The organism is Streptomyces cinnamoneus, from assembly GCF_014650495.1.
In the GTDB taxonomy this organism is placed as follows: domain Bacteria; phylum Actinomycetota; class Actinomycetes; order Streptomycetales; family Streptomycetaceae; genus Streptomyces; species Streptomyces cinnamoneus.
The window spans coordinates 235,904-258,839 of record NZ_BMVB01000003.1; the positions used below are offsets into that span (position 1 = coordinate 235,904).

Sequence of the window (22,936 nt, forward strand, 5' to 3'; positions counted from 1 at the left end):
GCCCCGATGACACTGCCGGTCAGCGCCCTGCGCGAGAAGCTCGTGCTGCCGCACGGCATGCTGGTCGTCACGCCGGAGTTCCTGCAGCTCCCGCCGGCGACCGATCTGTTCACGACCCACTTACCCGACGGAGTGCTCCGCGTCCTCGACGCGGTCGCCGACCAGGACCGCCTCACGGTGACGGGCCTGATCCAGCTGTCGGGCCACGAGCCGCGTCCGGGCACCGTCTCCTTCCTCACCGGGGACGGCGGCGACGGCGGGGAGGACGTGGTCGGCATCCGGATCGACGTCCCCCTGGCCGGCTCCGACGAGCTCCCCGAAACCCTGCGTCCGGTCCGCGGCGTGCTCGACGCCCTCGCGATATCCACCGTGCACCTCGTCCTCGGCGTCGAGCCCGGCCCCACCGGCGAGCTCGAACCCCGCATCGGCTTCGGCGTGGAACTGGACTTCCCGACCGGCGCCGGCGCGCGGCCCTACCTGTGGGGCTACCCGCCCCTGAGCGCGTCCCACGCCTGGAGCCTGGCCGGCAGCTTCCACCCCGTGAAGGTGGACCGGCTCGACGACCTCCAGCAGTTCGCCCACAAGACCGGTGACTCCACCTTCGCCCTGCCGCCGGACCTGGCCGCGGTGGCCGGCGCGCTGTCGCTGACCGACCTTGTCGTCACCTTCGCCCCGCCCGGCGCGGCCCGCACGGCGGGCTTCGTGCAGTCGGTGTGGCTGCGCGTCGACGTCGCCGGCTCCTGGAAGGTCTTCGACGAGCTCACCGTGGGCGACCTGCACGCGGAATTCGGAGCCATCCAACCGTTCGGGCCGACCCCCCGGCTGCAGGGCCTCGTCGGCGGCACGATCGGCCTGACCGACGACATCGGCGTCGCCGTGCAGGTCGACTGGAAGGACCGGCAGTCCCGCGTCAGCGGCACCTTGCTGCGGCCGGTGCGGGTGCAGCCCCTGCTGGAGAAGCACTTTCCCGGCTTCCCCGTCGGCTCGGACCTGACCGTGAGCGAGCTGTCCGTCCACGGCGAGTTCGGCGGCGAGAACCCCGGGTACGGGGTCGACCTGCTCCTGGACGACGTGCTGAAGATCGCCGACGGCGTGGAGCTCTCCCAGGTCGCCCTCTCGGTGCGCAAGGAGGGCGGCACCACACGGGCGGCGTGCGACGCGCTGTGGACCCTCGGCGACTCGGCCACCCTGAACGTGCACGGCGAATGGGAGAAGGGCGGCGGCTGGCTGCTGTCCGCGCGCGCCTCGCACCTCAAGCCCGCCGAGATCTTCGGTCTGTTCGGCATCGCGCCGCCGCCCGTGCTCAAGGACCTCATGGTCGAGCGGCTGGCCGTGACCTACGACAGCGCCGGCAAGACCTTCGGGCTCGAAGCCGGCGCGCAGTTCCCCCTCGGGGACATCAGCGCCTGGCTGAGCCTGGACGTGACCCTCACGAAGCGGACCGGCGGGCAGTCCGGCTACGACCAGAACTACACCGGCGGCCTGACCCTGGAAGTGCCCCGCGCCGGAACCGATCCGCGGACGCTGACCTTCACCGTCAAGAACGCCCAGCATGCGGAGTTCACCGCGGAGTGGACGGACACCGAGGGCGTGTCCCTGGCCGACCTGGCCGCACTGCTCGGTGTCCAGGACGCTACGGCCGCACAGATCCTGAGCCGGCTGGGCACCGCCGACAAGATCATCATCGGATACTCCTCCGTCCGCAGGTCCGTCGTGTTCTCGGTGCACGACAAGGGCAGCGGCGGGTCGCTCGTCGTGGCCTCCGTCCAGCCGAAGGGCGGCCCACGCGCCTGGGTGGTGCGAGCCACCATCGGGCTGCAGGCGAGCCTGTCGCAAGTGCCGCTACTGCACGGCCAGATCCCCGACGGCCAGGACCTCGGCGTCCGCGGGCTGGGCGTCGTGCTCGCCTCGGAGGCGCTGACGGGTGCGCGGCTGCGCGAGCTCGGCGAGGCCCTCACCGCGTGCGACTCGGCCCTGCCCGCGCTGCCGGCCGACGGCGTCGCCAAGGGCGCGACGTTCGCCGTGGACCTGCTGCTGCCCGGCCGCACGACACCGGTCTCGGTCCTGGTCCGGGCAGGCAGCAGCGGCGGCAGCGGCAGCGGCAGCAGCGGCAGCAGCAGCAGCAGCAGCAAGCATCCCGCCCTGCCGTCCGGTGCGTCGAAGGACGCAGCCCCCGCCGGGACCCCCGCCGGCGCCCCTGCCGACGCCTCCGCCGGCGCCTCCGCCAGCGGGGTGCCGCTCGTCGCCTGGGTGGACGTCCAGCGCGCCGTCGGGCCCCTGAACCTGCGCAGGGTCGGAGTCGGCTTCGCCGACCAGACGGTGTGGGTGCTCTTCGACGCCTCGCTCGGCATGGCCGGGCTCGAACTCGGCGTCGAGGGGCTCGGCCTGGGCATTCCACTCGCCGACCCGGCGCACCCGGAGTTCCGCCTGGACGGCCTCTCCGTCGGCTACTCCCGGCCGCCGCTGGCCATCAAGGGCGCGCTCGTGAACCAGGCGACGGCGGGCACGCCGTACGAGACGCTGGTCAAGGGTGTGCTGGTGGTCTCGGCCGAGAAGTTCGGGCTGACGGCGCTGGGCGCGTACGCCCGGGCCGAGGCGACCCCCGACGTGCCGTCGCTGTTCCTGTTCGGACGGGTGAGCGGGCAGTTCGGCGGGCCGCCGCCCGTCCAGATCACCGGCATCATGGCCGGGTTCGGGCTCAACACCACGCTGCGGCTCCCCGAGGGCGACCAGGTGCTGGAGTTCCCGTTCCTGAAGGACATGACCTCGACCAGCCCGGACGCCGATCCGCTGAAGGTGCTGGACACCCTGATGGGCGGCGACGGGGCCTGGGTGCGCCCGGCCTCCGGGCAGATGTGGTTCGCGGCGGGGCTGGCGTTCAAGGTCTTCGAGTTCATCGACGGCCAGGCCCTGCTGGCCCTGGAGGTCGGGGACGACTTCGCGGTCGCGCTGCTGGGCACGGCCGAGGCGCGGTTCCCGAAGGACGCCGGACTGCCCGAGTACGCGCGCGTGCGGCTGGGCCTGTCGGCCAAGTACCGGGCCAGCGAACAGGTCCTGAAGATCACGGCACAGCTGGCGCCCGGCTCGTACCTCATCGACGAGGCGTGCGTACTGACCGGCGGCTTCGCGCTGTACACGTGGTTCGACGACGCGCACGCCGGCGACTTCGTGCTGACCCTGGGCGGCTACCACCCCAAGTACACGGTGCCCGCGCACTACCCGAAGGTTCCGAAGCTCGGCTTCTCGTGGCCCGTCACCCGGGAGCTGACGATCAGCGGCGGCGCGTACTTCGCGCTCACCCCCGGGGCCGTCATGGCCGGCGGTGCGCTGGATGTGAACTACCGCTCCGGCGACCTGCACGCCTGGCTCACCGCGCACGCCGACATGCTGATCGAGTGGGCTCCGTTCCGCTTCGACGTCGAGATCGGCATCAGCATCGGCGTCAGCTACGTGCTCGACCTGTGGCTGGTGCGCGAGACGATCCGCGTCGAGGTCGGGGCGTCGCTGCGGCTGTGGGGCCCGCCGACGGCCGGCGAGGTCACCATCCACCTGTGGTTCATCTCGTTCACCATCGCCTTCGGCGACGGCAACGCCCGCGACGACACCCCGGCGCCGTGGCCGGACGTGGTCAAGCAGCTGCCCGCCCGGGAGGACGCCGTCCGGCTGTCCGCCCTGGACGGGCTCTCCCCGACGCGCGCCAAGGACGGGCAGCAGGAGCTGTGGGTCGTCGGACCCGGGGCGTTCTCCTTCGCCGTCCGCACCGCCGTGCCCGTCACCACGCTGATCCTCGCCGCGCCCGAGGACCCCCGGCGGATCAGCGGTCATGCGGTCGACATCCGCCCCCGCCGCGACGAGGGCAAGGGCCTGCAGTCCGTCCTCACGGTCACGCTGACCCGCGGACAGGGGACCGTGGAGACCCTGGACCTGCGCGCATGGTACGCAGGCAAGAGCTCGGACGTCCGGCAGAGCCTGCCCGCCGCGCTGTGGGGCCCGTACGACGGGAAGCTGACCCCCAACGGCCCCCAGCGGGTGGACGACCAGCTCGTGGGCGTCGACCTGCGGCTGCCGCCGCCCGAGGAAGGCGGCACGCCGGGGCCCATCGAAGCGGAGACCCTCGCGTTCGACGACCGCACGCCGGACGGCGCCCTGCCGCTCCGGCCCCCCGTCGACGCCACGCCCGTCGCACTGCAGCTGGAGCTGCAGTCCGAAGCGGTGCCGGTCGGGACGGCTACGGCCGAAGCCGCTACGGTCGCATCGGTGCCGGCCGAGGCAGCGGTGCAGGACACCGGGGACATGGGCGACGCCACGGACAGCATGTCCGGGACCACCGTCGACTGGGCCCGCGACCGGCTGTTCGCGGCCATGGACTACCTGGACGTGAGCCCCGGCACCAATGAGCGGCTCGCGGCGGAGGACACCCTGGTGGCCGGCGACGTCAAGGCCAAGATCGCCAAGACCGAGGGCGAGCACCCGCTGCCCACCGGCGAGCGGCTGTACGTCCTGGGCGCGGGGAAGACCGTCACGCCGGTCGACGTGCACGGCCTGACCGCGTACGAGCCGTTCACGCTGCAGTTCTCCGGCGCCACCCACATGGCCGTCGGACCGGACGGCAGCCGGCTGTGCGCCGTCGACGACGACCAGCGCATCGATGTCCGCGACATTTCCGAGAATCCGCCGCGGACCGACGTGCCGTCCCTGTTCACCGACCGCATCTGGGGCTACCAGAAGGCCCGGGGAGCCTCGGTGTCGCCCGACAGCAAGTGGGCCTACGTCACCTCCGCGCAGTCGAACCAGATGCTGGTGCTCGACCTGGCCTCCACACCGCCCCGCAAGCACCAGGACTTCGGCGCGCAGACGCGGCCCGGCGAGGCGGTCCCCGCCGCGCGGTGGGACACGGCGTCGCAGGTGGTCTACCTCGCCAAGCCGGACAAGGGCGTCGTGACCCGGATCGACGTCACGGGCGGCAAGTGGCCCGTCGAGCTGGGCGACCTGCCCGCCGGCCCCGACCCCACGCGCCTGGCCGTCGACCCCCGGGGCCGCTGGATCTACGTGCTCAACGAGGGCCACTCCACCGTGACCGTGGTGGACCTCGCCGCGACGGGCATCGTGGCGACCCTGCGCACCGGCACGGACCCGAGCGCCCTGGCCGTGTCCCCGGACGGCAACCGCCTCTACGTGGCGGCCGTCACCACCGGCACGGTCTCGGTGTTCGACGTGTCGGGCGCCGCACCGCAGGAGGTCGGCGAGCCCGTGTGGGTCGGACCGGAGCCGGTCGCGCTCGCGGTGTCGGCCGACGGCGCGCGGTTGTTCGTGGCCCGGTCGAAGGCCCGGCAGGTCCAGGTGGTGGACACCACCGCCACCCCGCCGGTCCTGCTGCCCGTCACCGTTCCGCTCACCGACGATCCGGTGGCGCTCGCCGTCACCGTGCCGCCGAAGGCCCCGGAGCCACCGGCTGCCCCCAGCGACACACGAACCACCGAAGGCGGTACGGCATGAGCCACCCTCAGCAGACTCCACAGCCCGGTGAGCGGCTGAACGTCCAGTTCTTCGACACCCTCGTGCCCCGGCTCACGGCCGGGCGCCACACCCTCACCGCGTACCAGACCCTCACCCGCAACGGCAGCTCCGTCGACGAGGGTTACCTGCCGCCTGCCGCCGCACCGGTGAAACAGCTGGTGGAGGTACGCGCGCCGCGCTTCGGCGTCGAGCCGGACCGGGTCCACGGCGCGTACCCGCCCGCAGGGGCCACCGGCCTGTACTCGGACGTCCTGCCGCACATGACGCTGAACCGGCCGACGCTGCCCTGGGAACGCAGAATCGACCGGACGGGCGGCGACGGTGGGGACGCGGCACCGCTGCCCTGGCTGGCGGTCCTCGTCTTCGGCGAGGGCGAGCTGCCCGCCGACCCGCACTGCCTGGGGCGGACCGATCCGCGGACGGTCGCGGAGCTCGCTGTCGAGAGCGCCCGCAACCCCGAGGACGGGGCGGACGTGACCCTGCCGCGCTTCGACCACGACGACCCCGTCCCCACCGAGGGCGCCCAGGGGCAGGAGGTCTGCCGCACCATCCGGGTCCCGGGCCGGATCTTCCACGCCGTCGCGCCCACCCGGGCGGAGCTCCCGTACCTGACGCATGTCCGCCGGGTCGACACCCGGCACCAGGGGGTGACCCTGGGACTGGACCGCATCCAGCTCGGCGACTACGCGGTGGTCGTCGCCAACCGGCTGCCCCGCGCGGCCGGCGGCCGCTACGTCGCCCACCTCGTCTCCCTGGAGGGATGGCTGCCCGACCTGCCCGACGGCGGCAAGGAGACGTACGACGGCCCGGAGCACGACCTGCGGCTGGTGTCGCTGCACTCCTGGGCGTTCGAGACGCTGGCCGATCACGCGCCCGGGTTCGCCGCTCTGACCGAGCACTTCGTCGAGCAGGAGGGCGACAAGGGGTCCGCGCTGCTGCTGCGCGTACCGGTGGCCGACCGCCCGCTGTCCGGGACCGAGCAACAGGACGTCGCCACGCGGCTGCGCGGCGGCTATCTGCCCGTGTCGTGCCGCACCGAGTCGGGGCGGGCGACCTTCGGCTGGTACCGGGGGCCGCTCATCCCGGAGTACGCCCCACCGCAGACCACCCGCGAGCGCCGCCGCTGCGCCGCCGAGGCACTGATCCACCTTCAGCAGTACGGCGTCTTCGACGTCAGCCTCGCGACCGCCTTCACGGCGGGCCGGGGCGTCGCCCTTGCCGACCATCAGTTCAGCGCCGCGCTGCTGCGGCTGCGCGGCAAGGTGCGGCAGGTGGCGGATGCCGCCCTGCGCGCCCACGGGCACGGCGCCGCCGTGACCTTCGCGGCCGTGGCTCCCGGGGCCGGCCCGGTGGCCTCCGGCACCCCGGCCGCGGCAACGGGCGGGGCCCGGGCCCACCTCGAACACCTCGTCACGAACGGGCTCGCCGACCACCTCGGGCGCGTCCTGGCCGCCGCCCCGGCCCCCGAACCGGTCGCGGCCGGAGATGCCGCGCCTGGCACCGCCCGTGCCCTGGCCGCGCCCGTGACCGTGCCGCACGCTCCCGTCACGCCGCTGCCGGCGGCGACGGACCTGCCCGCGACGGCCGGCCTCACCGTGGGGCGGCTGCGCGAGGACGCGGAACTGCGGGAGCGGCTGGGCTCGGCCGTCGCGGCCCTCACCGGGGCGGTGACGCCGGAAGGGGTGGTGAACGGCACGGCGAGCAGCTTCGCCGTAACCGGGCCGGAGACGAGCCCCGGACCGGAGACGAACACCCGCCCGGAGTCGGGCCCTGGACCGGAGACAAGTACCCGCCCGGAGTCGGGCCCCGGAGCGGAGACGAGTACCCGCCCAGAGGCGGGCCCCAGCCCGGAGACCAGCCCCGACCCGGAGACCAGCCCTGGCCCGGAGGCGGGTCCGGCCCGGCCGGACGAGGACCTCAAGGCCGTCCAGCAGTGGCTGATCAAGCTACGGGACCTGGAGGGCGTACCCTTCGCCCACCTCGTCCCCGACGCCCGGATGCTCCCCGCGGAGAGCCTGCGCTTCTTCCACGTGGACACCGACTGGACCGCGACCCTGGTCGAGGGCGCGCTGAGCGTCGGGCTCGCGCACTCCTTCGACCTCGCGGCCGACGACCTGCTCTTCGGCCCGGCAGGCAAGGCGCCCCTGCCCGAACCCGCCGCGCCGCTCACCGGACTACTGCTGCGCTCGAAGCTCGTCAGCGGCTGGCCGGGCCTGGAGATCCGCCCGTACCCCAACGCCCGTCCCACCGACGGCGAGACGGCCCTGCCGGTCGTGCGCCGCGCGACGCTCGCCGAGGACGTCCTGCTCGTCATCGTCGAGGGCGTACCCGCCCGGGTCGAGATCGCCGAGCCGCAGCAGGGCCTCCACTTCGGCATCGACGAGCTGGAGGAAGGCGGCAGCGACGACCCGGTGGAGGACGGCGTCATCCGGTTGCGCTCGCTCACCGCCCCCCTCGGCAAGGAGCTGGGCGAGGACCGGCACTACCCCGACCGGCCCGGCCTGCGCGCATACGTCCGTGCCCCCGGCGCGGGCAACCCCGACACCGTCCTGCGGGTCGAGCGGCTGGCGAACGGGCTGAAGGACGCCCTCGGCCTGGACCGGCCGATCACACCGAGCCAGTTCGCCATCCAGATGATCAACGCGGCCCAGCGCCGCACCTTCACCACCGAACCCGCATCGCACACCCCCGCCCTCACGACAGGAGACCACCCCCATGGCTGACCGCGACGACGCACTCATCGTCCCGGTGACCATCGACGCCCTGGTGGTCAACCAGAACCTCCGCCAGCGCGACGGCCAGGGCTTCCGCCGCTGGCAGCCCAACTACCAGCTGCTGCGCCACAACAGGACGCCCGAACCCGAGCCGTTCACCAACGAGGAGCAGTGGAACGCCACCGGCTCCGAAGGCGACGGCCCGTACCGGCGGCACGACGGCGTCCACCTGCGCTGGGAGCTGCCCGAGGCGCTGCGCCGGGCGGGCGCGCCCAAGGACGGCGGTCGCAGCGCGTTCCCGCTCGTACCCAACCGCTGGCTGGTCGTGCGGCAGGTGCAGGACCGGCCGGAGCTGCTCACCGGCTGGATGGTGGAGAGCGACTTCCTGGACCCCACGGCCGGCACCAACCCCTTCGTGCACCCCGTGCGGCCGAACGTCACGGACCCGTCGGTGACCCCCTACCGTTCGACCGTCATCACGACGCGCATCGGGCGCTCCCAGGAGGTCGGACGCGACGGCACGGCGTGGAACGAGCCCTCCGATCCCGGACACCCGAACGCCCGCAACGACCTGTTCCTGACGGCGGTCGGGCCGGGGCTGATGACCTTCCACGTCTATCAGCCGTACAACGAGAACGTCTTCTCGCTGCACGACCCGCTGACCGGGATCGACAAGGCGACCGTCCACTACCAGGTGACCGGCTGGTACTCGGACCCGGCGCAGGAGAAGCTGCTCGACGGCGACGCCACGCCGGACGCGGCGCTGAAGCGGCTCGGCTGGACCGTGGCGGACCTGCCCAAGAGCTGGACGCCCGGCAGGACCGCCTACTGCGGCCGGACCGTCGGCGTCCAGTGGGACCGGCAGGGGCAGGCACCGGACTCCGCCCGGCCGACGAAGGACAAGGTCAAGGACAAGATCGCGGTCGGCAGCAGCGCGAAGGAAGCGCTCGCCGCCCTGATCGGCGCCTCCCAGGCCGCCCATGCGGCCGCCATCGGCACCGGTGCCGATGGCGGTGCTGGTGCCGGTGCCGGTGCCGGTGCCGGTGCCGGCTCCAGTGCCGCCGAGGGCGTCGTACACGCCGATCCCACCCTGCTGCACGCGCTCGGCAGCGGCCTGGCCAACACCCTCGACGGGCCCGACGGGGCCGTCCGCACCGCGCAGGCCCTGCACAAGGGCTGGTTCGAGCAGCTGCCCGGCGGCTACGTGTGGCGGCTGTCCGACACCTCCGACAAGGGCAACGCCTCCGGCACCCCGGCCTCGGTCACCTGGTCCGGCGCGGGGCACGAGCACGAGGAGTGGCTGGCGCAGCTCAACCGCGACCAGGCCGCCTACGACACGGCGGAGCGCGAGCTCGCCGCGCTGCAGAAGCGGCTGTACGCGCTGTGGTGGATGCACGGCCTGCCTCTCATCCCCCCGCAGTACCGGCGCGAACAGTTCCGCGCCGAGATCGACCCGGCGAACGCCGCCGGCCTGGCAGCCGAGGTGAAGCGGCGCAAGGACGAGCTCCTGCAGCTCCAGGACAAGATCCCGCACGGTGCGAACGAGGCCGAGCTCGCGCGGTCCGTCGCCGCGTACCTGGGCGCGCACATGAAGCGGCCCGACGGATACGAACTCCGCAGGGAAGCGCTGCCGCCGTTCCACCAGCCGACCGACCCGACCGTGGTGCTGGCCGGTGCGAACAGCCACGAAGCGCACGCCCCGCTGACCGGCCAGGGCGCACTGACCTGCCGGACGCCCGGCCAGATCCTCGGCGGCGTCGTGCCCGGCGGCCGGCTCCCCGCCCCGTTCGACACCCTGAAGGCCACGGGGCTGCCGGCGGTCGTGGCCGCCCTGCTGGGCGAGTTCACCTGGCTGCTCGACCCGGCCAACGCCGGTGTGATCCCGCCCGGCGCGGCGCCGCAGCAGTGGCAGCAGCCGTGGAAGCCGCTGCTGTTCCAGTGGCGGGTCCGGCACTGGAACGTTCCCTACGGGGACAAGGCCGCGCCCAACTGGGAGTTCACCGGGAGCACCTACCGCTGGGAGCGCGGCACCGCCGACGAGCAGGCGGAGGTGACCGGACGGCGCTTCCTCGTACCACTGCCGCAGTACGCCCTGGGCAGCGAGCTGGAGAAGTACGCCGCCGACCACCTGGAGGCATCCGAGGAGGCGTTCAAGGCGGCCGCGGACCGGATCAAGGACCTCGATCTGCTCTCGCAGAGCCTGGACGGCCTCACCGACTCCTTCGCCTGCCGGGACGCGGCCCCCAACCTCAGCCCGCCCGGGGAGATCGGCGACCTCGTCGGCGACGTCTACGGCCACCTGCCGAAGACCGGGCCGCTGCCCGTACCGTTCGAGGGCTGGAAGCCGTCCGGATTCACCCAGATCCGGGCCGGACAGTTCGCTCTGAAGGCGCTCACCGTCATCGACGAGTTCGGCCAGAACCTCGACATCCTGCTGTCCGAGGACAGCGACTACCTGGCCCCGAAGGTCGCCGACAGCCTGCACACCACCGGCCGGTACGCCGTCGAGGCGCTGCGGGACCGCTTCGTGCAGCTGCCGCCGCGCCTGCTCCAGCCCGCACGGCTGCGGTTCGACTTCGTCGACGAACACGACGACGAGCAGCTCGTCGACCTGACCGCGAACACCACCCCGGTGTGCGCGTGGATCATCCCCAACTACGTCGACCGCTCCCTGCTCTGCTACGCCCCCACGGGTGCCCCCCTGGGCGAACTCCGGCTCAAGCTCCGGGCCGGGGAGAACGGCGGCCCGTCGACGACCGTCGTGGGCTGGGGACCGCTCCCGGATTCCGAGGTCCACACGCTCGACGACCTGCGCACCGTACGACCGCACCTGTACGCCTTCGCGCGGGAGCTGGCGGCCAAGGGCCCGGACGCCTTCGCGGAGTTGATGTCCACCGTCGACCAGGCGCTGGCCGGCATCGACCCGGGCAACCCCTACGGCGACGACGTCCTCGGCGCGCTGCTCGGCAGGCCCCTCGCCCTCGTCCGGGCCCGCCTCGGCTTCGAACTCGACGGCCCGCCGACCGCCGACCCGGGCTGGCGGTACGCCCTGGACTGGAAGGCCCTCGCCGACTGGCGCGAGCGCATCGCCGGCGGCACGGCACCCGCCGAGATGGACCACCTCACCTACTCCTGGCCCGTCCGGCTCGGCAATGCCGGACAGCGGGGTGACGGACTGGTCGGCTACTTCTCGGAGGGTGACTACAAGAAGTTCTACGCCGTGGCGGCACCGCATACGTCGGCGCCCACCAAATACGTCGACGAGATCGCCCACGGCAACTGGCCCCGCCTGCCCGCCGACTCCGTACGGCGGACGCACCTCACCCTCCTCCTCGACCCCCAGGCGGCCGTCCACGCGACGACGGACCTGCTGCCGGTGACGGAGCTGGGCCTGCCGTCGCGCTTCACCCGTACGGCGATGGCCGCGATGCAGGTGGCGCTGCGCCTCAGCCCCGTACTGACCACGGTCAGGAAGGTGCCGGCCGAGAAGACCGAGGGGCAGCAGGCCGGCGCGGCGACCGGCGGCGAGCCCGCCACCTTCGTCAACGCCCTGGCCCTGCCCCACCCTTCGTCTCCGCAGGGTGTCTGGGACTGGTCCGAACTCGTGGTTCCGGACCCCAAGTCCAAGGGGTCGGGCTCGGGCTCGGGCGACGGCGGGCCTGCCCCGACGTGGCACCACGAGCGGATCGTCCAGATCGACCAGACGGCCCGCCTGGACGAGGACGGCCCCGTCATCCGGACCGGATTCCTGCGGCTGTCCGGCGGCATCAACGCCTCGTAAGCAGCAGCCAGCTCCCGCATCAGCCTCATCTTCGAAAGGACAGCGTCAGTGAACGAGTCGGCCAACGAGGGCTGCCTGCTCGACTACGCGATCATCAGCGAGCCGTTCCCGCTCTACGCGGCGGTCAGCGACGACACACCGCGTTCCACCCTGCACATCGTGATCTCCAACGGTGGTGGCAGCACCGTCTACTGCCGGGAGTTCCTGATCTCCCTGCCGCACGGCGACCTCGCCCAGAGCCTCGTCGCGGCCACCGCGGGCGACGGGGACGGCAGCGCCCAGGGCTGGACGGTGGCCAACATCCAGGACGGCGCCAGCATCGTCCTGCCGCCGGGCGACTTCGCCCACTTCCAGGTCAAGCCGCCCACCGACACGACGCCGCTGGACGTATCGGGCGTCACCATCACGCTCAAGAACCTGCGCATCGGCACGAAGCCGGGCACGGCGCGGGTCGAGATCCGCGAGATGGCGACCCTCGACCAGGGCAAGTGGCCCGACAGCCCGCGCTTCACCACTCTCCCGATCACCAAGTTCCCGGCACCGGCCATTCCCGTGCAGGTCGTGACCGACTTCCACGCCGAGCCGTACGAGGTGGAGGCCGGCGGCGAGGTCCGGCTGACCTGGCGCGGCCCGTCGACGCTCGACTACACGGTGACCCACAGCTCGGGGGCCACGGGGAACATGGAGCCGAACGGGAAGAACGGCAAGAACGGCGCGAAGGACGAACCGGTCAAGGACTTCGCATGGAAGGGAACGGTCACCCGCGACACCACTTTCCAGCTGTCGTACGTCATCGCCGGCGCCACCCACTACCAGACGACGACGGCGGTCGTCACCAACCCGGTGATCGCGGGCCTGAAGGTGATGGGGGACAAGGGCCTCTACGTGGAGAAGAACGCCGACGTGGTCGGTGACCTGAACGTCGGGAAGAACACCAACGTCACCGGCACCCTCGGTGCCACCGAGGACATCACCACGCACGCCCACTTCATCGACCCCAACGGCCTCCCGCTGCGGAGCAACTGACATGGCCGGAAACGTCACGATCGGCGGTCGCGTGACCGTCAACGGAACCGTCACGCTCACCGGCGGTCACTACACGATCCTCAACCCCGAGGGCAGCAAGGACTTCCCCGACACCGGCCAGGACCAGAACCAGCCCTTCACCGTCCCGGACGGCGTCACCCTCCTCCGCCTCGACCTGCGCGGTGCCGCCGGCCGGTCCGCCGGAGGCGTCAGCGGCGGCAAGGGGGCGAGCATCAAGGCCCTGCTGTACGTGAAGCCGGGCGACCGGCTCACCGTCCGCATCGCCCGCGACGGCGCCGCGGGGCCCTCGGCGACGATCTCGCACGGCGGTGCCCTGATCGTGGGCGCGGGCAGCGGAGGAGACGCGGGCGAGCCGGGCGGTCGGGGCGATAACGGCGGCAGCGGCAACAAGGGCGGAAACGCCAGCGCCGACGGCGGTTCCGGAGGAGGGCCAGGCACCGGTGGCGACGGCGGCAGCGGCGGCGCGGGAGGCGACGCGGGCGTGATCTCCAGCGCCGGCGGCAGGGCCTCCGGTGGCACGGGCCGACAAGGGAGCGGCGGACGCGACGGCAGCGGCGGCGGAGGCGGCAGCGACGGCCACAAATGGGGTGCCTACAACCCGGGCTGGGGAGGCAGCGGAGGAGGCGGAGGAACGACCTCCGGCGTTGGCAGCGGCGGCAAGGCCAATGACAAGGACACCGGCGACGGAGACTCCGGGAACGGACGGCAGGGCGGTTCCGGAGGACACGGGGGAAGGGACGGCAACTCACCCGTCGGTGGCCGGGGTGGCTCCGGTGGTTCCGGTGGTTCCGGCGGCCGGGGAGGCCGGGCCGGCGCCAACGGGAGCGGAGAGGCACGGGCAGGTGACGCGAGCGGCGGGCCGACCGGCTTCGGTGGCGGTGGCGGCGGAGGTGGCGGCTGGGGCGGAGGTTTGTGGGGCGTCTACTCCGGCGCCGGCGGCGGTGGGGGCGGTGGCGGCGGCGCCGGTGGCCACGGCGGTCAGGGCGGCCCGGGCGGCGACAGCTACCTCGACGCCGGCAAAGCCACGCTGACGCACGCCGCCGCGGACAACACCGGATCCGCGGGCGTCACCATCTCCTGGGGGAACTACGCGGTGCCTTCCTGACGCCGCGACATCGGGGGGCCGTCACGTTGCGGCTCCCCTGTCCGTGCAGGGTCCGGTCCCTCCCCTTCCCAGTGACCGGATCCGTACGGCGTCGGCCGACCGGGACCGCCCGTGAGCAGGACGTACGACGGAACGCCCCGCACAGAACCGGCCAAGTGCAGGCGTCGCACCGAAGGCAGCACGGCACGGGCACTAGGCTCCGCGAGGTGTCATGCCCATGGCGTACCGCTGGGGTCGGAGCGAGTCGCATCCTGCCCTGCGGTGGCGCCGCCGACAAACGGGAGGACACCGTCTCGTGAAACGTTCACTGGCCACAGCAGCCGGCGCCATAGGGCTCTGCCTCGCCCTGGCCGTACCGGCAGGCGCCGCGAACGCCTCTTCGGAGCCGACGAGCTACACCGACGTCACCATCGTCGGCGAGGACCCCGCCCAGGCCCCCGGCACCGCTCCCTCGTTCCGCCTCGACGACCGGCGCGCCCAGAAGGGGCTGCCCAAGGAGAGTCCCCAGGACGTCCAGGAACGCATGGACGCCGCGGTCACACTGCACGCGCTGGAACGCGAGGGCCGCACGGCGCGCACGCTCGCCCAGCAGGGCGGGCGAAGCGGAGAAGCAGAGGGCGGCGTCGGCATCCGCCGCGCCACGCCGGACATCAACGTCTGCATGGGGAACGACAAGACGTACCGCACCTACGGCTGGACGATCGACCACTTCTTCCACTGCCAGGGGACCACGCAGACCCTCTACAAGCAGCGGTGCTGGATCTTCGGGTGCTACCCCGTCGGATCCTTCACGTTCCGCGCCACCACCATAGGCCAGGGCTACGACAACCAGCGCCGGATCTACTACGGCACTCTGCTGGACAAGATCGAGGTCAAGGGCGACGTCAGCGGGCTCCGCCTCCGTCACGGCATCAGCTGCGACAACCTGACCGGCTCCCCGCACTGCAACGCCGAGACCGGCAACGGCCGCACCGACACGCTCGCCGAATGGCAGCGGTTCAACGCCTCGTACCACTGGTTCAACACCGCGCACGAGGGCGCTTCGCCGGACAAGCGGGCGTACTACAACATCACCCAGTCCTTCACCGGCATCCAGGGCAGCCGCACGAAGTCCCTCACCACCGGGCGCGGCGGCTTCCGTTGCGACAGCGCGACCTACATCCCCGGCCGCAGCAGCGCCTGCGTCTTCGACGTCGTCATCCCCGTCATGAGCAGCATCAGCATCCGCGACCGCGAGGTGCGGCAGACCGCGGGCAACATCCGCGACGCGCAGTTCCGCCCGAGGCGCACCATGCCCGTCTACGCGGCCAAGGACGTTCCCGGTGCCCCCAGCAGCGGTGAGCCGCTGACGCGGAACTACTACGACCAGGCCACGCAGGACCGCAGCCGCACCCGCGTCCGCGCCGCCTGCGAGCGCTACTGGCCCGGCTACGCCCAGCGCGGTCTGCAGTGCGACGAGTACCCGTTCGCCTCGACCTATCAGAGCGCGGGGGCGAACCCGGCGCACCTCAACTACGCGGTCAAGGCCATTCCGGCCGAGGACAACCGCAAGGGCGGCGAGAAGATCGCCGAGTTCTACAAGCTGGACCGTATCCTCGACAGCGACCCGTTCTACGTCCACATCAGGAGCTGACCGCTGGAGGGAGATCCGGTGACGGCCGTGCCGCCTCCCACCGAACCGTTCGCGACCCGTGACGTCCAGCCGCGCATCGCGTACTTCACCTTTCTGCTGAGGGGCGTGGAGGACGGTGCGGATCCGCAGAGCGCCTGCGGAGCCGCGCCCAAGCGCTGGACCGTCGTCCGGGGACCGGGCGGAGCCGTCTTCCGGTGCGGCAGCACCGACTTCCGGCCCCGGGTCCGGCTGGAAGCGTGGTCCGGGGAACCGCCCGCGTCGCCGGGTGACTGGGACACGCTGGAGACGGTCGAGTTCCGCCTGCACGACAGCGGCATCGTGCGGGTCGAGGAATGGGACGGCCGCCCGGCGGGGGATCCCGTCGACCTCGGCGGCCCCGGCACCTACCGGCTGCGTGCCGCGAGCCGGGGCCGCGAGGCGGCACGGCTCCGGCACGCGGCGGGAGAGACCCACTTCCACGGCACGGAGGAGTGGCTGCTCCAGCTGTGGCCGCACTGAACGGTCGCGGCTGAGTGGCGTGCGGCCGGCCACCACGTCCGCAACCTGCCGCCATTCGAACCCATATACGCTTCCCGGTATGCATTTTTCGGCAGACGCCCTGTTGTTCGACAGCGACGAAACGCTGGTCCACTCGGTCCGCACGGTCGTTCCGGCGTGGACCCGGTGGGTCGAGTCGTACGGCCTGACCCCTGAGGACGTCCTTCGCGTCGGGTTCCACGGCCGCCCGGCCGCCGCGATCGCAGGCGATCTCCTCCCGGCCGGTCAGGTCCCCGAGGCCCTCCGGCGCCTTGAGGACGCCGAGGTCGCCGCCGCGAGCGGAGTCACGCCGGTTCCCGGTGCCGTCGAGCTGCTGGCCTCGCTGCCTTCGGACCGCTGGGCCGTCGTGACATCCGGCACCCGGCGGGTGGCCATGGCGCGCCTCACCCGGGCCGGCATCACCCCGGAATGCCTGATCGCCGTGGAGGATGCCCCCGAGCACAAACCCCATCCGGCGCCGTTCCTCGTCGCCGCCGAGCGGCTCGGGGTGGATCCCGCCCGCTGCATCGTCGTCGAGGACGCACCGGTCGGCCTTGAGGCCGCGCGGGCAGCCGGCATGGCCACCATCGCTCTGACCACAACGCACCTCGAGGAGGAGCTGAAGGCGGATGCCGTGGCCGCCGACCTCACCGCTGTCACCGTCCGCATCACGGAGACCGGCGGCCTGGAGGTCGTCGTCGGCTGATCAGTGGCGAGACTGCCCTCATGGATCTTCTGTCGCTGCGCTATTTCCAGGCCGTGGCCCGTCACCAGCACATCAGCCGGGCCGCGGAGGAACTCCGGGTCGCCCAGCCGTCGGTGAGCCGGACCATCATCCGGCTGGAATCCGAACTCGGCGTTCCGCTCTTCGACCGCCAAGGCCGCCGCATACGGCTCAACGAGCACGGTGCGGCTTTCCTGCGCCGGGTCGAGCGGGCGCTGGCCGAACTCGACGACGCCCGGCGCGAGATGTCCGATGCCGCCGGTGCCGGCCCGGGCCGGGTCGCCGTGGCCGCCGAGACCCTGCCTCAGCTGGCCGGGGTGCTGGCTGCCTTCCGCACGCACCGCCCCGGGGTGAGGGTGCACCTGTTCCAGGCCCCTGTGGACTCGATGCGACGCCACCTGCGCTCCGGCGAGGTGGACTTCGCGCTCGCCTCCCAGCCGCTGGCCGGGCCTGAACTGTGCTCGGTGGAACTCCTGCGGGAGGAGGTGCTGCTGGCCGTCCCGCCCGGGCATCCGCTGGCCGGCCGGGAGCGTGTCGCGGTGGGCGAGCTGGCCTGCGAGGAGTTCGTCAGCACACGCACCGGCCACTGGCAGCGTGCGCTGCTGGAGCGGCTCTTCGCCCGCGAGGGGCTGACGCCGCAGGTGGTCTGCGAGGGCGACGAAGCCGCCGCCACCCCGGAGCTGATCGGCGCCGGGCTGGGCATCGGCCTGATGCCGGAGGTCGCCCGGCGGACCCTCGGCGAGCGCAGCCCGGTGGCCTGGCTGCGGCTGGACGCCCCGGACTGTCACCGCACGCTGACCCTCGTGTGGCGCCGGGACGCCTACCTCTCCCCCGCTGCCCAGGACTTCCGCCGCCTGGCCGTGGAACGACTCATGCCTCATGGGTCATGAGCACATGGCGCAACCGGTCGTGGAAGGCATGATCGAGCGGCACTAGCGTCGAGGGCGTCCAGCATCCAGCGGGTTCCGGCAAGGGAGAACAGCGATGAGCCAGCGACACGCCGCTACGGAAGGCGGTTTCAGCAGCTATGCGGAGGCCGTCCTCGACGTGCTGTCCGCCGCGCCGCGTCGGACGGTCATCACCACTGCCGAGGGGCTGGTGATCAGCGCGGCGGAGTTCCGGGACCAGGTCCACCGGCTCGCCGGCGAGCTGGCGGAGCGCGGCACGGGCCGCGGCACCACGGTCACCCTGCTCACCGGCAACACCGCCGAGGCCGTCGTCGCCCGCTACGCCGCCAATGTGGCCGGTGCCCGGGTGGTCGGCCTCTACGAGGGCATGAGCCCGCCGACCATGGCCGCCATCATGGCGAGCGTGGACTGCTCCCTCCTGCTGGTGGACGACCAGCGGCACGCCACCGCCGAGGAGCTGCTGCAGCTCCCCGATGTACCCCCGATGCTCTCCCTGGGCCCGAGCGGCTTCGCCGAGGACGTGCTCGCCGCGGCCGCCCGGCGCCCGGTGCGGCCGATGGGCGGCCTGGTGGGCCCGGACGACGACTGGTGCATCCGGCACACCGGCGGCACCACCGGAATCCCCAAGGGCATCCAGATGACCCACGGCTCCTACCGGCGAAGCCTGGACCAGTGGCTCACCGGTGCCGGCGACCCGCCCCGCTACCTGGCCTGCACGTCGCTCGCCCACCTCGCCGGCATCTTCACCGACGTGACGCTCTACCAGGGCGGTTCGGTGGTCCTGCGGCACGGCTTCGAGCCCGGGGACGTACTGGACACGATCGAGCGCGAGCGCATCACCCTCACGTGGCTGTTGCCGCCCCTGCTCTACCAGCTGCTGGATCACCCGGGCCTGCCCGGCGCCGATCTGTCCAGCCTGCGCCGGGTCACCTACGGCGGCACCGCCGCCTCACCGGCCAGGCTGCGACAGGCGGCCGCAGCCCTGGGGCCCGTGCTCTACGGTTTGTACGGGCAGGCCGAGGCGCAGCACATCACCGAAGCGGGCCCCGGTGACCAGGAGGTGACCGGTCCCGGCGGGCAGCTGACGGTCGGCCGGGCCCTGCCCGGCGTGGAGATCGCCGTCCGGGACGCCGACGGCACCACCCTGCCGGCCGGGGAGTGGGGCGAAGTGCAGGTGCGCTCGCCCTATGTGATGCACGGCTACTGGAAGCGGCCGGACCTGACCGCCGAGGTGCTCCGGGACGGCTGGGTGCACACCGGTGACGTCGGCTACCTCGACGAGGACGGCTACCTCTACATCGTGGACCGGATCAAGGAGATGATCGTGGTCGTCGGGGGCCACGTCTATCCGGCGGAGTTGGAGGAGCTGCTGCTGAGCCATCCCGGCGTCGCCCAGTGCGCGGTCTTCGGCAGCCGGGACCAGGAGTCCCTGGAACACGTCCACGCCGCGGTGGTGCCCGCCGCCGGACAGCAGCCCTCGCTGGAGGAGATCCGGGACTTCGTCACCACCCGCAAGGGGCGCCTCTACGCTCCCGACGCCCTGCACCTGGTGCCCACCATTCCGCTGACGGCCGCGGGCAAGCCGGACAAGCGACTGCTGCAGTCGCGGCTGTCCGGCTGAGGGCCGGCAGCCGGCCGGCTGTCCCGGACTTCCCGCACTTCCCGGAGGGGCACGCCGCCCTGGGCGGGTTTTGTATCCGCTCCGTATCAGGCAGCGCTCGGTTGCCCATCGGATCAGTACGCGGGCCCCCGACGACCGTGCGACACGGTCGCCGCGCCCGGTGTCTGCCGTATCGTTCCCCGCAGGTCGCGGCGGTCGCCGGCTGCGCGTGCAGCCGGGATCGTCATCCCACCCGGACCGTCCGAACAGGAGTCATCCGCCCGTGTCCTCGTCCGCCCCGGCCGGGGCCTCGCCGCCCGCCGTTCGCGTCCTGCTGGTCGAGGACGACGACCTGATGCGCCGGTCCTTCGCCGTCGCCCTCGAACGCTACGGCTACGAGGTGAAGGCCGCGGCCGACGGTCTGGCCGGGCTTGAGTTCTTTCGCGACGAGAGCTTCGACCTCCTGATCCTGGACGTGATGCTGCCCGGCCTGGACGGGATCGGCCTGTGCCGCAGGGTCCGGGAGACCAGCCTGGTGCCCGTCCTGATGATGTCCGCCCGCGGCGACGGGCTCGATGTCGTCGCCGGCCTGGAGGCCGGAGCGGACGACTACGTGGTCAAGCCCGTGGACACCTACGTGCTCGTGGCCCGCATCCGCTCGCTGCTGCGACGGGCGACCTACGCACCCGTCCCGGCACCCGGGCAGGCCACGGTCGACGGGCCGGCGTCCGAGGTGCAAGTGCTGGCCTTCGGGGACCTGACCATCGACACCGCCGGCATGGAGGTGTTCCTCTCCGGGAGCCCGGTGGCGCTGACCCCGACCGAGCTGAAGCTGCTCCTTGAGTTCGCCGCCCACCCCGGCGTCGTCCTCGACCGGCACACCCTGCTGCGCGACGTCTGGGACTACGGCTGGGACGGCGACAGCCGGGTCGTGGACCTGTGCGTGCAGCGGCTGCGCAGGAAGCTGGGGCGGGAGCGGATCGAGACGGTCCGCGGCTTCGGCTACAAGCTCAGGCGCTGAGGCCGGTGCGCCCGTTCCACCGGCCGCGGCCGGCCCGCGCGTCCCTGCGCTGGAAGATCGCCGCCCTGGCCGCGGCCACAGCGTGCCTGGTGGCGGTGGCGGTGGGCGTGCTGGTGCACGTGTGGACCGCGCAGGACATCCGCGACCGGGCCGAAGCACAGGCGTTCAACAGCGTGTACTCGGCCATGGACGTCTACCGTCGCACCGGAACGCTGGCGGACGGTGCCGAGCTCGATCCGGCCGCTCTGCCCGCCGTACTGCGTCACCCGGCCGACGACGACCGGCACACGGCCTACGACGAGCACGTCGAGGGAAATCTGGGTCCGAGCGTCTGGGCCGCCCAGCGGACCGGCGGCCCGGGCAGCCGGGTGCTGGCCGTCCGGGTCAACATGAGCCCGCAGCTCCACACCCTGCGCCGGCTCGACATGAGCATGATGGTGGCCTCGCTGGTCGCGCTCGCAGCGGCCGTGCCCCTGGCGGCCTACGGTGCCGGGCTGCTCGCCCGCCGGCTGCGGCGGGTCTCCGAGACCGCGGGCCGGATCTCCGCCGGGGACCTCGACGCCCGGACCGGGCCCACCAAGGGCCACGACGAGGTGGCCGACATCGCCGCCACCGTCGACCTCATGGCCGACAGCCTCGGCCGTCGGCTGCGCATCGAGCGCCAGTTCACCGCGGACGTGGCCCACGAGCTGCGCACCCCCGTCGGCGGTCTGCTGGCGGCCGCCGACCTGCTGCCGCCCGGTGAGACGGAGGACCTGCTCCGGGCCCGGGTGCGCGACCTGCGCGGCCTGGTCGAGGACCTGCTGGAGATCTCCCGGCTGGACGCGGGCGCCGAACAGCCGGTCCATGCCCACGTCCCGCTCGGCGCGGTCGTCGCCGACGCCGTGGTGCGCACCGGCCTCGACACCGAGGTCACCGTCGCCGGCACGCAGCACGCACACGCAGGCACAGACGCAGGCACAGGCACAGGCACAGGCACAGGCGCAGAGGATGCCGCGACCGTGGAGACCGACCCGCGCCGCCTGGAGCGGATCGTCAGCAACCTCGTCGTCAACGCCCACCGGCACGGGGAAACCCCGGTGCAGGTCAGCGTCGAGGGCCGTACGGTCGTCGTGCGTGACCACGGCCCCGGCTTCCCGGCGGACCTGCTGCTCCACGGCCCGCGCCGGTTCCACACGGGCGCGGCGGAGCGCGGCTCGGGCCACGGCCTGGGCCTGACCATCGCCCTGGGACAGGCCCGGCTCCTCGGCGCCGAGCTGCGCCTCGACAATGCCCCCGACGGCGGCGCCGTCGCCACCCTGCGCCTGCCGGCCTGACCGCGGCCCCGGCCCCGACCGGCCCGCGCCTCGTCCATCCCCCCCTGCACAACGGCCGCTACAGAACTGCCGCACAGCAGCGCGGGCGCCGATACACAGCAGACCGGGGCCCCGATACGTTCCCCCGACACCCTTCGGAGTGCACCTTCCCGCACCCGAAGAGGAGTCCCTGTGACCGTCGATCCCTTTGCCCCCCACGCGTTGCACGCGCTGCACACGACGCCCGGGATCGCGGCCGCCGCCACCGACCTGACGAAGGTCTACGGCAGCGGCGACACCCAGGTCGTGGCCCTGGACCGGGTCGGCATCGGCTTCCGCGAGGGCGAGTTCACCGCGATCATGGGCCCCTCCGGCTGCGGCAAGTCCACCCTGATGCACTGCGCCGCCGGGCTCGAATCGCCCAGCTCCGGCTCCGTGCGCATCGGCACCACCGAACTCGGCACGCTCGACGACCGGCAGCTCACCCAGCTGCGCCGCGACCGGATCGGCTTCATCTTCCAGGCGTTCAACCTGCTGCCGACGCTGACCGCCCTGGAGAACATCACGCTGCCGCTGACCATCGCCGGACGCCGCCCCGACCAGCAGTGGCTGGACCGCGTGATCTCCATGGTCGGCCTCTCCCAGCGCCTCGACCACCGTCCCGCACAGCTGTCCGGCGGGCAGCAGCAGCGCGTCGCGGTCGCCCGCGCCCTGGCCTCACGCCCCGCGATCATCTTCGGCGACGAGCCCACCGGCAACCTCGACTCCCGTGCCGGGGCCGAGGTCCTCGGCTTCCTGCGCGACTCGGTGCGCGAGCTCGGCCAGACCGTGGTCATGGTCACCCACGACCCCGTCGCCGCCGGCTACGCCGACCGCGTGGTCTTCCTCTCCGACGGCCGCCTGGCCGACGAGATGACGCGCCCCACCCCGGACCGGGTCCTGGACCGGATGAAGGCTCTCGACCCCCGCTCCCGCACCAGCTGACCGCCCTCGTCCCAGGACCGGCCCGCCACCACCCGCCTTCCGCCTTCCGCCACCCGCTCGCATCCGTCGAGCCCACGTCCCCGAAAGCTCC

The 22,936-nt window shown here is 72.8% G+C and carries 13 protein-coding genes; all 13 read left to right on the forward strand.

Annotation, left to right across the window (positions count from 1 at the left end):
* Positions 1-6: 6 nt before the first annotated feature.
* The 13 genes from IE182_RS06045 (at position 7) to IE182_RS06105 (ending at position 22,845) form a co-directional block, all read left to right on the forward strand.
* Positions 7-5,496, forward strand: a complete 5,490-nt coding sequence (locus tag IE182_RS06045) for a DUF6603 domain-containing protein (protein ID WP_190108580.1) — start codon at positions 7-9, stop codon at positions 5,494-5,496.
* Entirely contained in the window at positions 5,493-8,240 is a 2,748-nt protein-coding gene (locus IE182_RS06050; protein ID WP_190108581.1) for a hypothetical protein, read from the forward strand. Before IE182_RS06045 ends, IE182_RS06050 begins: the two co-directional genes overlap by 4 nt.
* Positions 8,233-12,012 carry a hypothetical protein gene (locus IE182_RS06055; RefSeq protein ID WP_190108582.1) on the forward strand — a complete coding sequence of 1,260 codons (3,780 nt, stop codon included), beginning with the start codon at positions 8,233-8,235 and terminating at the stop codon, positions 12,010-12,012. Before IE182_RS06050 ends, IE182_RS06055 begins: the two co-directional genes overlap by 8 nt.
* A 48-nt stretch (positions 12,013-12,060) precedes the next feature.
* The gene (locus IE182_RS06060; protein ID WP_190108583.1) at positions 12,061-13,038 is read left to right on the forward strand and encodes a hypothetical protein; all 978 of its coding nucleotides are present in this window, start codon (positions 12,061-12,063) and stop codon (positions 13,036-13,038) included.
* A gap of 1 nt (position 13,039) precedes the next feature.
* Positions 13,040-14,164: a hypothetical protein gene (locus tag IE182_RS06065; protein WP_190108584.1), complete on the forward strand. Its 1,125-nt coding sequence runs from the start codon at positions 13,040-13,042 to the stop codon at positions 14,162-14,164.
* A 295-nt stretch (positions 14,165-14,459) separates the two neighbouring features.
* Complete coding sequence (locus IE182_RS06070) at positions 14,460-15,797, forward strand: NucA/NucB deoxyribonuclease domain-containing protein (RefSeq protein ID WP_190108585.1); 1,338 nt, start codon at positions 14,460-14,462, stop codon at positions 15,795-15,797.
* 18 nt (positions 15,798-15,815) lie between these two features.
* Positions 15,816-16,295 carry a hypothetical protein gene (locus IE182_RS06075; protein ID WP_190108586.1) on the forward strand — a complete coding sequence of 160 codons (480 nt, stop codon included), beginning with the start codon at positions 15,816-15,818 and terminating at the stop codon, positions 16,293-16,295.
* A gap of 79 nt (positions 16,296-16,374) precedes the next feature.
* Positions 16,375-17,019 carry an HAD-IA family hydrolase gene (locus IE182_RS06080; RefSeq protein WP_190108587.1) on the forward strand — a complete coding sequence of 215 codons (645 nt, stop codon included), beginning with the start codon at positions 16,375-16,377 and terminating at the stop codon, positions 17,017-17,019.
* A 20-nt stretch (positions 17,020-17,039) separates the two neighbouring features.
* Entirely contained in the window at positions 17,040-17,927 is an 888-nt protein-coding gene (locus tag IE182_RS06085) for a LysR family transcriptional regulator (protein WP_190108588.1), read from the forward strand.
* A 94-nt stretch (positions 17,928-18,021) separates the two neighbouring features.
* Positions 18,022-19,566, forward strand: coding sequence for an AMP-binding protein (locus IE182_RS06090; protein WP_190108589.1), 1,545 nt, complete (start codon positions 18,022-18,024; stop codon positions 19,564-19,566).
* 334 nt (positions 19,567-19,900) lie between these two features.
* Positions 19,901-20,566 (forward strand): two-component system response regulator CseB, encoded by a 666-nt coding sequence (cseB, locus tag IE182_RS06095; RefSeq protein ID WP_229844638.1) that lies wholly within the window; start codon positions 19,901-19,903, stop codon positions 20,564-20,566.
* 5 nt (positions 20,567-20,571) lie between these two features.
* The gene (locus tag IE182_RS06100) at positions 20,572-21,882 is read left to right on the forward strand and encodes a sensor histidine kinase (RefSeq protein WP_190108591.1); all 1,311 of its coding nucleotides are present in this window, start codon (positions 20,572-20,574) and stop codon (positions 21,880-21,882) included.
* A 201-nt stretch (positions 21,883-22,083) separates the two neighbouring features.
* Entirely contained in the window at positions 22,084-22,845 is a 762-nt protein-coding gene (locus tag IE182_RS06105) for an ABC transporter ATP-binding protein (RefSeq protein ID WP_190108774.1), read from the forward strand.
* Positions 22,846-22,936: the final 91 nt, after the last annotated feature.